This is a genomic window from Curtobacterium sp. B8 (assembly GCF_000333315.1).
Classification (GTDB): Bacteria; Actinomycetota; Actinomycetes; order Actinomycetales; family Microbacteriaceae; genus Curtobacterium; species Curtobacterium luteum.
In genome coordinates this window covers 1-14,416 of record NZ_BACW01000443.1, presented here as the reverse complement: position 1 = coordinate 14,416, position 14,416 = coordinate 1, and the positions used below count along the sequence as shown (strand labels likewise).

The window sequence follows — 14,416 nt, the reverse complement described above, 5'->3', positions numbered from 1 at the left end:
CGTGCGCAGCCTTGTACTCGGGGTTGAGCACCCCGAGCGCAGGTGCGGCCGGTACACGAGTCGGTGTGCGGGCGACGCGAGCACCCGGTCGGCGATGGGTCGTGCCGTGGCTGGCGATCGATCCGTAGGCCGCCGCAGCACGGTCGCCCTCCCACGTCGGCGCGTAGAGCACGACGGTCCGCCCGTCCGCCGGCCAGGGCACGTCGGCCGCGAAGTGGTCCGCCTGGGGCCGGCCGATCGCGATGGTCCTGGCGTCGAGGTCGTAGTCCCAGAGCGCTGCGGCGAGCCGGTCACGAGCGGCGTCGCCGGCGATCAGGGCGTAGTCGTACGCCTTGAACTGGTTCGTCGTCATGTACATCTTGTCGCTCTCGCCGTGGTTCACGAAGACGTGCCACATGCGCCCGTACCGCATCATCTGGAAGTTGCGGGCGTTCTGGAACCGTCCGGCACCTCCACCGGGAAGCGGACGAGGTGCGCCGTCACGAAGGCGACGAGCAGCACGGCGAGGTCGAGCGCGGCCACGACCAGGGCGAACCCGGGCCGGGCACCGGCTGGCGCTCCGACGGAGACAGGACGGGACACCGCGGCGACGGCCGTGGTCGAGGCACGTGCGGGACGGACGACGAGTGACATCGCGGGACCTCCGGTCGGGTGCCGGCACGACTGGGCATCGACCGGGCTCCGCCACCGTCAACGCGCGACGGAGCAGTGCCCTACCAAAATATCACTTCCGTGTTCGGTATATCAAGTACTCAGGACGTCCGCCAGCGACCACAACACCGGCGCCTCGAGCAGCGCACCGGCCGCGGACGCGTCGACCCCGCGGACCCGGAACACCGCGCGTTCCCCGGGGAGCAGCGTCACGAAGCCCCGGTCCACGACACCGTCGGGCGACACCCGGTCGGGCTGGAGGAGGAGGTCGCGCACCACGGTCGCGGCCTCGACCACCACGCGGACGGTCGCGCCGTCCACCTCGGTCGTGGCGGTGAACCGGGCCGGCTCCCACCGCATGTCCCGGTCCGGAGCGGGCGTCCAGACCGCACGGCGGTCGTCCATGTCGGCCACGATGAGTTCGTTCCGCGGGTCGTCCACCACGCCGACGGACTCGGGCAGGGCGACCACGGCGACCCCGGCCGACAGGTGCACGGGGAGCGTCACCTCGGCCAGCACGGCGCCCGCGAGCGTCACACGTCGGACGCGCACCACGCCGTCGTTCCCGGACCGGGTCGACCGGACCGCGACCTCGACGGGCGACGAGCCGAACGCACCGGGCGACACCCCGAGCGAGACACCACCGGACCCGAGCGACAGCGTGTCCGCGAGTTCGCCCAGCTCGGCCGCCTCGCCGACGGGAGCCGACGACGCCGGGTGATCCGCGCCTCCAGGCCGGTCCGCTGCGACGGGCGCGGCCGCTGCGACGGGCGCGGCCGCTGCGACGGGCGCGGCCGCTGCGTCGGGCGCAGCCGTGGCGGCGCGCGCCGCGGGCGCAGTGACCGACGAGACGGGGCGGATCGTCAGCAGCACGTCGTCGTAGAGTCGCCGCAGTTCGTGCGCGAGCGGCTTCAACCGGCCCGCCGAGTCCACCGCGGACCACGACGACACCGCCCACAGGTCGTTCAACTGCCACAGCACGACGCCGGTGTTGCGCGGCCAGTGCGTCCGCCAGTGCTCGACGCCGGTCGCGATCGCGCGTGTCTGCTGCAGCTGCGTCAGGTAGTGCCACTGGTCGAACGACGACGGCGCGACGGCGCCGAAACGCGGCGCGATCCCGCGCGCCAGCTTCGCCATCCCGTCTTCCGCCTTCTGGTGGTGGACCACGCCCGGTGAGTCCACCTGCATCGGGGAGTCCGTCACGGCGTCCCGCAGCGTCCGCCACGCGGGCGGCGCCTGCCACCCGAACTCGGAGACGAACCGGGGCACAGACGTGCGGTACGCGGTGTCGGGGAGGCGGTTCCAGGCGTCCCACGAGTGGTGCGTCTCGTGGTCGACGTCGTTCGCGGGCAGCGCCTCGTCGCCCGACCACGGCGACGCCACCGTGTAGAAGCGCGACGGGTCGACCGCGTCGACGATCGTCGGCAGGAGGTCGAGGTAGTAGTCGAGGCCCCAGCCCCGGTCGCCGAGCACCGCGTCCCAGCCGTCGGCGTCGTGCAGCCAGATGTTCTCGTTGTTGCCGTTCCACACCACGAGCGACGGGTGCCGCGAGAGCCGGGCGACGTTGTCCCGCGCCTCGGCGACGACCTCGCTCCGGATCGGCTCGGTCTCGGGGTAGGCCGAGCACGCGAACGCGAAGTCCTGCCACACGAGCAGCCCGAGCTCGTCGCACAGTTCGTAGAAGTCGCGCGATTCGTACACGCCACCGCCCCAGACGCGCACGAGGTTCACACGCAGCGCGGCCGCCGTCCGCAGACGGTCCTCGTACCGCTCGCGCGTCACGCGAGAGACGATGACGTCGTCGGGGATCCAGTTCACGCCGCGGACGTCGATGAGCGTGCCGTTGACGTGGACCCCGAACGGCTTCCCGATCGTGTCCTGGGCGGTGTCGATCCGCGTCGACCGGAACCCCGTCCGGAAGGTGTCGCGGTCGAGGACCTCGCCGTCGACGGTCTGCAGTTCCACGGCGACGTCGTAGAGGGGCTGCTCGCCGTAGCCGCGCGGCCACCAGCGCTGCGCGTCCGGCACCCGGACGGTGACGACCGTGTCCTCGTCGCGGGGCGTGAGCTGCGCCCGCGACCGCTGCCGGGTGGTGGTCCCGTCCGGTCCGGGACCGCTCACCGTCACGACGAGCACGAGGTCGTCGTCCTCCCCGTCGTGGTCGAGGTCGGCGGTGCTCACCCCGCTCGTCGAGGGTCCTGACCGCTCGACGGTGACGTGCGTGTCGAGCACGCCCTCACCCGCCTCGACGTCCACCAGCGGGCGCACCTCGCGCAGTCGCGCGGTGGACCAGCGCTCGACGGCGACCGGTCGCCAGGGGCCGCTCGTGACCGCCGTGAGCCCCCAGTCCCACCCGAAGTTCGAGGCCGTCTTCCGGATGTACGGGAACGGCTCGTCGTACGGTCCGGGCATGCTGCCCGCGCGCGCTGCGACCCGACCCGCCTCGCGGTAGGGCGACTCGAAGAGGATCTCGAGGTCCCGCTCGGTGCGCGCGTTCGACCCGCCCGTCGCGTCCCGCAGGTCGAACCGGTAGCGCCGGTGCATGTTCCGGGTCGTGCCGATCGTGACGCCGTCGAGCGTCAGCGTGCTGACCGTGTCGAGGCCGTCGCACACGAGGTCGATCCGCTCGTGCCCGCGCGGGTCGACGTCGAGCGTTCGGCGGTACGCCCAGTCGGAGCGTCCGACCCACTTGCCGTCCGCCTCGTTGCGGTCGAACGTCGGGTCGGCCAGCAGCCCCTCGCGCTCGAGGTCGGTGTGCACCTGGCCCGGCACCGTCGCCGGGATCGTGCGCCCGGCCACCCCGTCGGGGGCTCCGGTACCGCCGGCCAGTGCCACGGTCCAGCCGTCGCGGAGTTCCTCGCGGTCGAGGGTCATGCGGGTCCTTCTCTGGGCGGACGGGGATGGTGGTCCGCCTGGTCGGGACGCCGGCCGTCGGTCCGCCGGTCGGCCGGTGACGGCCTGGAGGCGCGACACCAGTTGGCCGGGCGTCGTCACGTCGCGCGCGCAAGCGCCTGGGCGATCGCGCGAGGGGGTGTCCGGCGATGCTAGTACGCGGAGCTTGCACGGCGCCCCGTGGCAGGCTGTGCACCGTGATCACAGTTGCTCTCGCCGCGGCCCTGCGCGACGCCGGCCTGCGCTGGCACCCCGAGACCGGGGACCGCTTCGTCATCGACAAGCCGGGGGTCGACGACGACGTCTACACGGTGTCCGAGATGACCGTCGAACGGCACGACTACCCGAGCGGCACCGTCCTGGGCTTCAACGGCACCACCGAGTGGGCGCTCGACTCGGTCGAAGCACGTGAGTCGCTCTGGCTGCCCCGCGAGGACCAGCTCCGCGCACTGCTCGGGAACGCGTTCGAGTCGCTCGTGCGGTCCGGCGACGACCTCACCGTGTCCGCGACGATCGACGGCGTCACGCAGACGTTCGACGCCCCGGACGCAGCGGACGCGTACGGAGCCGCGTTGCTCGCGTACATCCGTTCTGCGCTGGACTGAACGCCCTCGAACCGGGTGACGCGCCCGGCTGGGAGTTGTCGGAATGCACGCTGGGCAGCCTTTGGTTGCATGGCGACATGACCGTTCCGAACATCACCCTGAACGACGGCAAGACCATCCCGCAGCTCGGCTTCGGCGTCTTCCAGATCGACCCCGCCGACACGAAGGACGCCACGCTCGCGGCGCTCGAGGTCGGCTACCGCCACATCGACACCGCTGAGATGTACGGCAACGAGAAGGAGGTGAGCGAGGCGATCGCGGAGTCCGGCATCGACCGCTCGGAGATCTTCGTCACGTCCAAGCTCAACAACGGCTTCCACGACCCCGAGGCAGCGCTCGAGAACGGCAAGAAGTCGGCCGACCTGCTCGGCGGCTACACGGACCTCTTCCTCATCCACTGGCCGCTCCCGACCGTCTCGGACTTCGTCCCGACGTGGAAGGCGATGGAGGAGCTGTACCGCGCCGGCACCGCCCGCTCGATCGGTGTGAGCAACTTCCAGGCCCACCACCTCAACCGTCTCGCCGCCGAGACGACCATCACCCCGGCCGTGAACCAGATCGAGGTGCACCCGTACCTGACGCAGGAGGAGCTCCGCACGTACGACCGCGAGCACGGCATCGCCACCGAGGCCTGGTCCCCCATCGCGCAGGGCCTCGTGCTCGACGACGAGACCATCACGCGCATCGCCGGCAACACCGGCAAGACGCCCGCGCAGGTCGTGCTCCGCTGGCACATCCAGCGCGGCGACATCGTCTTCCCGAAGTCGGTCACCCGTTCGCGCGTCGAGGAGAACTTCGCGATCTTCGACTTCGAGCTCTCCGACGAGGACATGACCGCGATCACGTCGCTCGACAAGGGCCACCGCACCGGTCCGGACCCGGACACGTTCGACTACGTCCCCGCCTGATCCCGGCGATGACGAAGGCCCCCGCAACCGCGGGGGCCTTCGTCATGTGCGGTCAGTTGCCCTGCTTCTGGATGACGTTCTGCGCACCGCGGTCGTCGACCTTCGACGGCGCGGTGCCGGAGTAGAGGACGTCGTTCGCGTTGCCCGAGATCGTGACCTTCTTGGCGGTCCCGAGGGTGATACGGGTGATGGCGCTCTCGACGATCAGCTCGTCGACGTCACCGAGGTGGACGATCGAGTCGTTGCCCGACACGGTCACCTTCCCGCAGGAGCCGTCGAGGGTGACCTCGGCGCCGGACTGGTCGATGATGGCGGCGCCGTCGATGCACTTGCCCTCGGCCTTCTCGTCGGGGACGCGCACGTCGGCGTCCGCCATCGCCTTGCTCTTGGTGGCCGAGGCGGAAGCGGAGGCCGTCGCGCTGGGGGCGGACTGTCCGCCGTCCGTGGCGGTGCAGCCAGCCAGGACGGCGACGAGTGCTGCCGCGGCGAGGGCGGGGGCGAGGATCCGGGTGGTGCGCATGGCGGTGCCTTTCGTTCGGGGTGGGGCGTGCCGGGAGTCGTGGGGAGGGCCCGGCCCAGAGCGAGCCGGGCCCTCGTGTGCAGCAGGCTGCTGCGGAGTGGGTGTTACTGGGCGTTGCGGTCGACCGTGAAGGAGGACGACACGGTCGAGGTCTTGCCCGACTTGAGCGTCTGCTTCACCTCGAGGCCGGCGTAGGTGCCGCCGCGCGCCAGGTCGAAGTCCGCCGTAGCGCTCCAGGTGCCGTCAGCGCCGACCGTGGCGGTGGCGACCGTGGTCCGCGAGGAACCGACGCGGATCTGCGCGCCCGGGGTCGCCGTGCCGACGAAGGTCGGTCGCAGCACCGTGACGTTGGCGTTCTGCGCCGGAGCCGACAGGGTCAGCTCGCGGAACGCCTCGTTCGACACGGTGAACTTCACTCGGACCGTACCGGTGACCGTGCCGCGCACGGTCTGGTCGACGTAGAGGTTGTACTCACCCGGCGCGAGCGGTGAGGCAGCGCTCGTCGTCGCGACCCACTGGCCGTTGCGGACGGTACCGGTCGCCACGACGCGGCTCGAGCCACGCACGGTGATCGTCGCGCCCTCGTGGCCGGTGCCACGGAACTCCGGCGTCAGGGTGTCCAGGACCTGGTCGGCACTCGGGCTCGTCACGGTGTGCTGCGTCACGACCGGTGCCGTCTCACCGATGGTGAAGGCGTGCTGGATGGTTCGCTTGAGACCGCCCTTGCTCGTCTGGTCGAAGTACAGGTTGTACGAGCCCTTGTCGAGCTGCACGGTCGAGTTGCCCGCCCATGCGCCCTGCGCGTTCACCGTCGCGGTCGCGACCTGGCGGACCGAACCGCGGACGACGATCTTGCTGTCGGCCTGGCCCGTGCCGGCGAACCGGACGGTGCCCGGCTCGACGGTGCCGTTCTGCGCCGGGGTGGTCACGACCACCGGTGCGGCCGGCATGCCGTAGTCGAGCGTGAAGGTCTTCGCGTTGCCCGCGTCGCCCTGCACGATCGCGCTGAACGTGTTGACGCCCGAGGTGGCCTTCGTCGGGTCGATGGTGATCTGGTACGTACCATCGGCGCCCGCGACCGCGCGGCCGATCTCCGTGCCGACCGAGTTGCGCAGGATCACGGTCGAGCCCGCCGGGGCCGAACCGTGCGCGACGGCCGGCTTGGTCACGTCCTGCGCGTCGAACCGACCAGCAGCCGTGAAGTCCACGGTCGCCTCACCCGGGTTCACCGTCACCGAAGCGGAGGTGGTGTTCGCACCCTTCGACATCTGCTTCGCCTCGAGCGTGTGCTCGCCGGCGGTCAGCGTCGCGGTACCCGACCACGTGCCGTTGCTGCGGACCTTGGTCGAGATGACCGGGGTGCGGCCGGAGTTGTCGAAGACCTGCACGTCGGAGCCGGCCTCACCGGAACCGGTGATCGCGGTGGACCCGGCGGGCACCTCCTCCTGGTCCTCGGGGCCGGTGATCGCCACGGCCTTGCCGTAGTCGAGGCTGACGTCCTTCGAGCCGCCGTCCTTGCCGTCGATCGTCTGCGTGACGGTGAGGGCGAGGGCGCCGCCCTTGTTCGGGGCCGTGACGTCGAACGAGTACGTGCCGTCGGCTGCCGCGGTCGTGGTGCCGAGCGTCGTCGTGCCGTTCTTGAGCGTGACGGTCGCGTCCGGCTCGGCGGTGCCCGACACGGTCGCCTTCTTCGCGATGTCCGCGTCGAAAGAGCCGGACGCTTCGAGCTGCGCGTACGCAGCCCCGAGGTTGTCGGGCAACCCGATCCAACTCGAGTCGGGCGCATCTGCGGTCGCGAACGTCTTGATGTCGCGGTTCCAATTGAAGGTGCGACCGGTCAGGTACGGCTTGCCGGTAGGGCTAGGACCTGTCTCGGTGAATCTCAGCGCCCCACTTGGCTCCTGCTTCAGCGAGGTTCCCGGCGTGAGCTTTCCAGTGTCGTCGGCGCACGTCAGGAAGTACGAGAAGTAGTCGTAGCCCCGGGATCCCGTGGTCAGACAGAGCTCCCGATCCTGGGTCAGGTCGAGCGGTGCCAGTAGCTGAAAGTGCCCGTCGCTGGTCGGACGCACGGTCAGGTGGATGCCGTATCGCTGCGCGATCGCAGCGGTCGAGTAGGTCGCGACGTCCTGAACCTGCACGTTCTCGTTGCCGCTGACGCCTTCCGCTGTGAGCGTGTTGAAGGTCGAAGGACCCTGCTGGGAGATGAGCTGCACGGTCCGAAGCGATCCGGCCCGCGTGGGAGCCGCAGACGCGGAAGCCGCACCGAAGGACAGGCCGGACGCGATCGTCGCGACGGCGAGAGCCGAAGCCCCCAGGCCCTTCGCGAGACGCTTCTTCTTGGATGACATGGTTGGTGATCCCTTTCGAGGGGGTCGGGCCGCGTGCTCTCGCTCGGACGATCGGGCCGTCGGCGGCTCGCGGTGGGATGTTCGCGGGAGACCCCGCTGCCGTACCAGAATATCAAACCGACCACTGAAATACAACATCCACGATTGCGAATCACTTGAGCCGACTCATGGCAAGTTCCGAGGCGCTCACCTTGACGTCCAGGTGCAGGTGAGTAGGGTTGAGTCCATCGGACGCAAGTCCAACGACTTCAGCACCACGAGTACCAACAGAAGGAGCACCAACACATGGGACGTGCAGTAGGCATCGACCTCGGAACCACCAACTCGGTCGTCAGCGTGCTCGAAGGCGGTGAGCCCACGGTCATCGCGAACGCCGAGGGCATGCGCACCACGCCGTCGATCGTCGCCTTCACGAAGGACGGCGAGGTGCTGGTCGGCGAGACCGCCAAGCGCCAGGCCGTCACGAACGTCGACCGCACCATCGCCTCCGTCAAGCGCCACATCGGCACCGACTGGAAGGTCGACATCGACGGCAAGCAGTACACGCCGCAGGAGATCTCGGCGCGTACCCTCGGCAAGCTCAAGCGCGACGCCGAGCAGTACCTCGGTGAAGACGTCACCGACGCGGTCATCACCGTCCCGGCGTACTTCAACGACGCCGAGCGCCAGGCCACGAAGGACGCCGGTGAGATCGCCGGCCTCAACGTCCTCCGCATCATCAACGAGCCGACCGCCGCCGCGCTGGCGTACGGCCTCGACAAGGGCAAGGAAGACGAGCTCATCCTGGTCTTCGACCTCGGTGGTGGCACCTTCGACGTCTCGCTGCTCGAGGTGGGCAAGGACGACGATTTCTCCACGATCCAGGTCCGCGCGACGGCCGGTGACAACCGCCTCGGCGGCGACGACTGGGACCAGCGCATCGTCGACTACCTCGTCAAGAAGTTCAAGGACGAGCACGGCGTCGACCTCTCGACTGACAAGATCGCCAAGCAGCGCCTCAAGGAAGCCGCCGAGCAGGCGAAGAAGGAGCTCTCGTCGCAGATGTCGGCGAGCATCCAGCTCCCCTACCTGACGCTCACCGCCGACGGTCCGCTCAACCTCGACGAGACCATCTCGCGCGCCCAGTTCGAGCAGATGACCTCCGACCTGCTCGACCGCACGAAGAAGCCCTTCAACGACGTCATCAAGGAAGCCGGTGTCTCGGTCAACGACATCGCGCACGTGGTGCTCGTCGGCGGCTCGACCCGCATGCCCGCCGTGGCCGAGGTCGTCAAGAGCCTCACGGGTGGCAAGCAGCCGAACCAGGGCGTCAACCCCGACGAGGTCGTGGCCGTCGGTGCCGCGCTGCAGGCCGGCGTCCTGAAGGGCGAGCGCAAGGACGTCCTCCTCATCGACGTCACGCCGCTGTCGCTCGGCATCGAGACCAAGGGCGGCCTGATGACGAAGCTCATCGACCGCAACACCGCGATCCCGACCAAGCGCAGCGAGACCTTCACGACGGCCGACGACAACCAGCCGTCGGTGGCGATCCAGGTCTTCCAGGGCGAGCGCGAGTTCACCCGCGACAACAAGCCGCTCGGCACCTTCGAGCTGACCGGCATCGCCCCGGCCCCCCGTGGCGTCCCGCAGGTCGAGGTCACCTTCGACATCGACGCCAACGGCATCGTGCACGTGTCCGCGAAGGACAAGGGCACGGGCAAGGAGCAGTCGATGGTCATCTCCGGCGGCTCGTCCCTGCCGAAGGAGGACATCGAGCGCATGGTCCGCGAAGCCGAGGAGCACGCGGCCGAGGACAAGGCCCGCCGTGAGGCCAACGAGCGTCGCAACCAGGCCGAGCAGCTCGTCTACTCGATCGAGAAGCTCATCAAGGAGAACGACGACAAGCTCCCCGCGGACGTCAAGTCCGAGGTGCAGGCCGACGTCGACGCCCTGAAGTCGGCACTCGCGGGCGAGGACGACGACGCCGTCAAGACCGCCTTCGACAAGCTCAACGAGTCGCAGGGCAAGCTCGGCCAGGCGATCTACTCGGAGAGCGCAGCCTCGCAGCAGGACGCCTCCGCCGCAGGCGGTGCAGGGGCCGGCGCCGAAGGCGCCACCGCTGACGACGAGGACATCGTCGACGCCGAGGTCGTGGACGACGAGGACGACAAGGACAAGAAGTAGATGACGGACCCCAAGGACAACGTGCCGAACGAGGACGAACCCCAGGTCGAGGGCGACGCCACCAACGCGCAGGAGCCCGAGGACCTCATCGAGGCGGAGGGACCGGACGTGGAACTCCCCACGGACGGCCCCGCCGCCGGCGGCCCCCAGAGCGATCTGAGCCCCGAGGACGAAGCGCTGCTGGCTGACGCTGCCAGGGGCATCGCCGAGGACAAGCTCAGCAGCGAGGACCGCGACCTGGTGGCCGAGATGCGCGCCGACATGCTCCGCGCGCAGGCCGAGCTGGTGAACTTCCGGAAGCGCGTCGAACGCGACCGCGAGGCCAACCGCGAGGTCGCCATCGCCGAGGTCGTGCGGGCACTCCTGCCCGCGCTCGACGACCTCACTCGCGCCGAGGCCCACGGTGACCTCGCCGAGGGGCCGATGCAGGTCATCGGTCAGAAGATCCGCGGCGGCTTCGAGAAGTTCAAGCTCGTGCAGATCGGCGAGAAGGGCGAGGCCTTCGACCCGAACATCCACGAGGCGATCGTGCAGCTCCCCACGCCGGGGGCGACCGCGCAGACCGTGGCGGACGTCGTCGAGCCGGGCTACAAGCTCGGCGAGCGCGTCCTCCGTGCGGCCAAGGTCGCGGTCGCGGTCCCGGCCTGACCGCGGGAAGGAGGTAGGGATTCATGGCCAGTCAGGACTGGTTCGACAAGGACTTCTACAAGGTCCTCGGTGTCGACAAGACGGCGAGCGACGCTGAGCTGAAGAAGACCTACCGGAAGCTCGCGCGGCAGTACCACCCGGACTCCAACCCGGGTGACGCCGCCGCCGAGGCCCGCTTCAAGGAGATCAGCGAGGCGTACTCGGTGCTGTCCGACAAGGAGCAGCGCCAGGAGTACGACCAGGTCCGTGCCATGGGCTCGGGCGCCCGCTTCACCGCGGGTGGCCCGGGCGCCCAGGGCGGCTTCGAGGACGTCTTCGGCGGCATGTTCGGCGGCGGGGGCGGTCAGCGTGTCCGGTTCGGACAGCCCGGCAACGGACGCGGCGGCGCGAGCGGCTTCGAGGACATCCTCGGCGGCATGTTCGGCGGTGGCGGCGGCTTCGGCCAGTCCAACGGCGGCTACCGCGGGTTCGGTGGCCCCACGAAGGGCGCCGACGTCACCGCCTCCACGACGCTCGACTTCGCGACCGCGATCGCCGGCGACACCGTCAAGCTCGCACAGGGCAACGGTCGCACGGTCAACGTGCGCATCCCGGCCGGGGTCGCGGACGGGCAGAAGATCCGCCTCCGCGGACGCGGGCAGCCCTCCCCCGACGGCGGCGAGGCCGGCGACCTCGTGGTCACGGTCTCGGTCCGCAAGCACCCGGTGTTCGAGCGTGACGGGCTCAACCTCCGCGTCGACGTCCCCGTGACGTTCGCCGAGGCGGCGCTCGGCGCGACGATCCAGGTGCCGACGCTCGGCGGCGAGCCCGTCAAGCTGCGGGTCGCCCCCGGCACCCCGTCGGGTCGTGTCCTCCGTGTCAAGGGCCGCGGGGTCACGACGAAGAAGGGCACCGGCGACCTGCTCGCCACCGTGCAGGTCGCGGTGCCATCGCACCTCACGGACAAGCAGCGCGAGGCCGTCGAGGCCCTCGCGGCCGCCCTGCCCGACGAGGACCCCCGCGAGGACCTCCTCGCCAAGGCGCGCGGCTAGCGTCATGAACGCCCGGTCTGGAGGCTCGGTGCGGCTCCGACACGGAGCCGCACCGAGCCTCTCCCCACCGGCACGGCCGACACGCCGCTGGCGCGTCGCGTCGGGACCGGCGGCGTGGGCCCAGGCTGTTGTGCACCACGCGCTGAACGGAAGGGGCGGTCGATGACCGACATGGACGAGAACTCGCCCGTCTTCGCCATCGCCATGGCAGCCGAGCTGGCCGAGATGCACCCGCAGACGCTGCGGCAGTACGACCGGCTCGGTCTCGTCGTGCCCGGCCGGACCCGCGGCGGCTCGCGGCGCTACTCGATGCGCGACATCGCCCAGCTGCGGGAGATCGCGCGCCTCGGGTCCGAGGGCGTCTCGCTCGAGGGCATCCGGCGGGTGCTCGAACTCGAGAACGAGAACCGAGCGCTGCGCTCGCGGGTGTCCGAGCTCGAGACGGCCCTGGCCGACCAGCTCATCAACCGTCCGGGCGCACGCGTGTTCGCCGCCTCGGCCACCGGTGCGGCCGTCCCGCTGCGCGCCGGGGTGCGGCCGCAGCGGAACACGCAGATCGTCCTGTGGCGCCCGCCGCACTAGGCGTCACTGGGTAGGGTGGCGCCGTGCCACCGGACCTCGCCGACCTGTTCCGCCGTCGCGACGACGACGCGCCGGACCTGATCACGATCGACGGCACCGACCGCTTCATCCTCGACGAGGCACCGCACGTCCACGGCGACGCACTCCGGCAGCCCGGGGAGGTCGCGGTCGTCGACGACCGCAACGGCGTGCTGACGCTCGGCGTGATCACCGTGCACGGCGCATCCGACGTCCGGGTCGTCCAGGACTCCCTCGTCGGTGTGCGTGCGCTCGAGGCCAACGCCGGCGCGTTCGGGCGCCGGGGCTTCCACCACCCGGACTCGCTCGAACGGGCATTCACCGACGCGCGGCTCGTCCTGCTCCGCCTGTCGAAGTCGAACGACCGACTCGACGAGGTCGCCCGCGCGGTCGCCCGCTACGCCGCCCCCGACGTGGTGCTGCTCTGCGGTGGCGTGTCGAAGCACATGAACCTCGGGCAGAACGACGTGCTCCGCCGGTACTTCGGCGAGGTGACCGCGTCCCGAGGCCGCGGGAAGTCCCGACTGCTCGTCGCGCAGGACCCCTTGCGCGCCTCGGCCGTCCGGGCGGACACGTCGAACCCGTGGCCGCGTTCGGTGCACAACGACGAGCTCGGGATGACCCTCGTCGCGCACGGCGGCGTGTTCGCCGGGACGTCGCTCGACCTCGGGACGCGCGTGCTCCTCCAGGTCATGGACGACGCGGTCCCGACCGCACGTACCGCCGTCGACCTCGGCTGCGGGAACGGTGTCATCGCGGTGTCGCTGGCGCGCCGCCGGCCGTCGATCAAGGTCGTCGCCACCGACGTCTCCCAGATCGCCGTCGCATCGACCCGTGCGACCGCCGAGGCGAACGGCGTCGCGGACCGCGTGCAGGCCGTGCGGACGGACGCCGGCGACGAGCTCCAGGACCGCTCGTCCCAGCTGGTCCTGTGCAACCCGCCCTTCCACGCGGACACCACGGTGACCACCGACGCGGCGGAGGCGATGTTCCGGAACGCTGCCACGATCCTCCAGGGCGGTGGTGAACTGTGGTGCGTCTGGAACTCGCACCTGCGGTACCGGCCGGTGCTCGAGCGGGTGGTCGGGACGACGCGTCAGGTCGTCCGGACCGACAAGTTCACGGTGACCGCGTCGCGCGTCTCCTGACGCGGCTCAGCGCGCGTCCTCGACCGCTGCGCCGATCTGCCGCCACAGCGAGCGCGCCCACGGCTCGGTGAGGTGCCCGTGATCGCGGTACAGCAACGTGTTCCCGGACACCACGCCGCAGCGGGTCGGTGAGCAGAACCAGTCGGTGAGGTCGACGTAGCGGTGGCCGGCGGCCTCGGTCACCCGCCGCTCCGACGCGACCCGTGCCGCGTCCACGCCGACGTGCCGGTCGACGCCGCAAGCGTCGGTGTCGTCGAGGTTCGCGGAGAGGCACCGCGGGACCGACTCCGCGAACTCCGGGGTGTCGGCGAGGACGCTCACCCGCGAGCGCTCAGGCAGCGCGGCCAGCGTCCGCCGGAGGCCGTCCCGCGAGAGGGTGGTGCGGGCCGCACGGTCCGACTCGTCGGGAGCGGCCGCGAGCGGCAGGTGCGCCGAACCCGCGACGAGCACGACGTCGGGGGCCTCGGCCGCGAGTCGCTGCAGCACTCCGGCGCGCCACGTGTCGCACTCCCGGTAGGGGCGCCCGGAGGTGAGGACCTCGACGTCGACCATCGTGCACGCGTTCTTCGTGTACCCGAGCACCCGGACCCCGCCGTGCCGGTCGGCCCAGGCCTCGAGTGCGGGCATCCAGTGCGCGGCGTGCGAGTCCCCCACGAGCGCGACCGTCAGGATGCCGTCGGGATCGCCGAGCACGCAGGAGTTGATCGTCGTGTCGGAGGCCGACTCCACGTGGCAGCCTCGTCGTCGGTAGTCCGACGTCGAGTCGGTTGCGCGGTCGAGCTGCGGGTCGAGACCGACAGGGACGAATGGGGTGAAGGTCGGCGGCTCGGTGGGCGTCACGTCCGCGGTCGTGCGGTCGGACGTCAAGGTGCGCGGGGCCGCGGCCATGCCGGCTCCGAGGA

12 protein-coding genes and 1 pseudogene are annotated in these 14,416 nt (G+C 70.6%); 7 read left to right on the top strand and 6 right to left on the bottom strand.

What is annotated here, in order from left to right; genetic code table 11:
- The 3 genes and pseudogenes from I59_RS11445 to I59_RS11435 form a co-directional block, all read right to left on the bottom strand.
- Positions 1-397, bottom strand: a pseudogene (locus I59_RS11445) (hypothetical protein); the annotation flags it as partial.
- A gap of 14 nt (positions 398-411) precedes the next feature.
- On the bottom strand, positions 412-633 hold the full coding sequence (locus tag I59_RS22865; protein WP_022903979.1) for a hypothetical protein: 222 nt from the start codon (positions 631-633) through the stop codon (positions 412-414).
- A gap of 111 nt (positions 634-744) precedes the next feature.
- The gene (locus I59_RS11435) at positions 745-3,525 is read right to left on the bottom strand and encodes a glycoside hydrolase family 2 protein (RefSeq protein ID WP_022903978.1); all 2,781 of its coding nucleotides are present in this window, start codon (positions 3,523-3,525) and stop codon (positions 745-747) included.
- A 215-nt stretch (positions 3,526-3,740) separates the two neighbouring features.
- Between I59_RS11435 and I59_RS11430 the strand changes: the two genes are divergently transcribed.
- Positions 3,741-4,148 (top strand): hypothetical protein, encoded by a 408-nt coding sequence (locus I59_RS11430; protein WP_022903977.1) that lies wholly within the window; start codon positions 3,741-3,743, stop codon positions 4,146-4,148.
- A gap of 77 nt (positions 4,149-4,225) precedes the next feature.
- The gene (locus tag I59_RS11425; protein WP_022903976.1) at positions 4,226-5,056 is read left to right on the top strand and encodes an aldo/keto reductase; all 831 of its coding nucleotides are present in this window, start codon (positions 4,226-4,228) and stop codon (positions 5,054-5,056) included.
- A 52-nt stretch (positions 5,057-5,108) separates the two neighbouring features.
- Here I59_RS11425 and I59_RS11420 read toward each other — a convergent pair whose 3' ends face one another.
- Together I59_RS11420 and I59_RS11415 are read right to left on the bottom strand one after the other, a co-directional pair.
- Positions 5,109-5,576, bottom strand: coding sequence for a DUF3060 domain-containing protein (locus I59_RS11420; RefSeq protein ID WP_022903975.1), 468 nt, complete (start codon positions 5,574-5,576; stop codon positions 5,109-5,111).
- Between the two features lie 104 nt (positions 5,577-5,680).
- On the bottom strand, positions 5,681-7,924 hold the full coding sequence (locus tag I59_RS11415) for an Ig-like domain-containing protein (RefSeq protein WP_022903974.1): 2,244 nt from the start codon (positions 7,922-7,924) through the stop codon (positions 5,681-5,683).
- 285 nt (positions 7,925-8,209) lie between these two features.
- Here I59_RS11415 and dnaK point away from each other — a divergent pair, with 285 nt between their 5' ends.
- The 5 genes from dnaK (at position 8,210) to I59_RS11385 (ending at position 13,514) form a co-directional block, all read left to right on the top strand.
- Positions 8,210-10,087, top strand: a complete 1,878-nt coding sequence (dnaK, locus tag I59_RS11405) for a molecular chaperone DnaK (RefSeq protein WP_022903972.1) — start codon at positions 8,210-8,212, stop codon at positions 10,085-10,087.
- Entirely contained in the window at positions 10,088-10,735 is a 648-nt protein-coding gene (locus I59_RS11400) for a nucleotide exchange factor GrpE (RefSeq protein WP_022903971.1), read from the top strand.
- Between the two features lie 23 nt (positions 10,736-10,758).
- Positions 10,759-11,766 carry a DnaJ C-terminal domain-containing protein gene (locus I59_RS11395; RefSeq protein WP_022903970.1) on the top strand — a complete coding sequence of 336 codons (1,008 nt, stop codon included), beginning with the start codon at positions 10,759-10,761 and terminating at the stop codon, positions 11,764-11,766.
- A 171-nt stretch (positions 11,767-11,937) separates the two neighbouring features.
- Complete coding sequence (locus I59_RS11390; RefSeq protein ID WP_031273665.1) at positions 11,938-12,348, top strand: heat shock protein transcriptional repressor HspR; 411 nt, start codon at positions 11,938-11,940, stop codon at positions 12,346-12,348.
- Between the two features lie 23 nt (positions 12,349-12,371).
- Positions 12,372-13,514 (top strand): class I SAM-dependent methyltransferase, encoded by a 1,143-nt coding sequence (locus I59_RS11385; protein WP_022903968.1) that lies wholly within the window; start codon positions 12,372-12,374, stop codon positions 13,512-13,514.
- A gap of 6 nt (positions 13,515-13,520) precedes the next feature.
- Here I59_RS11385 and I59_RS11380 read toward each other — a convergent pair.
- Positions 13,521-14,416, bottom strand: an 896-nt coding sequence (locus I59_RS11380; protein ID WP_022903967.1) for an SGNH hydrolase domain-containing protein, incomplete at its 5' end; no start/stop codon positions are given.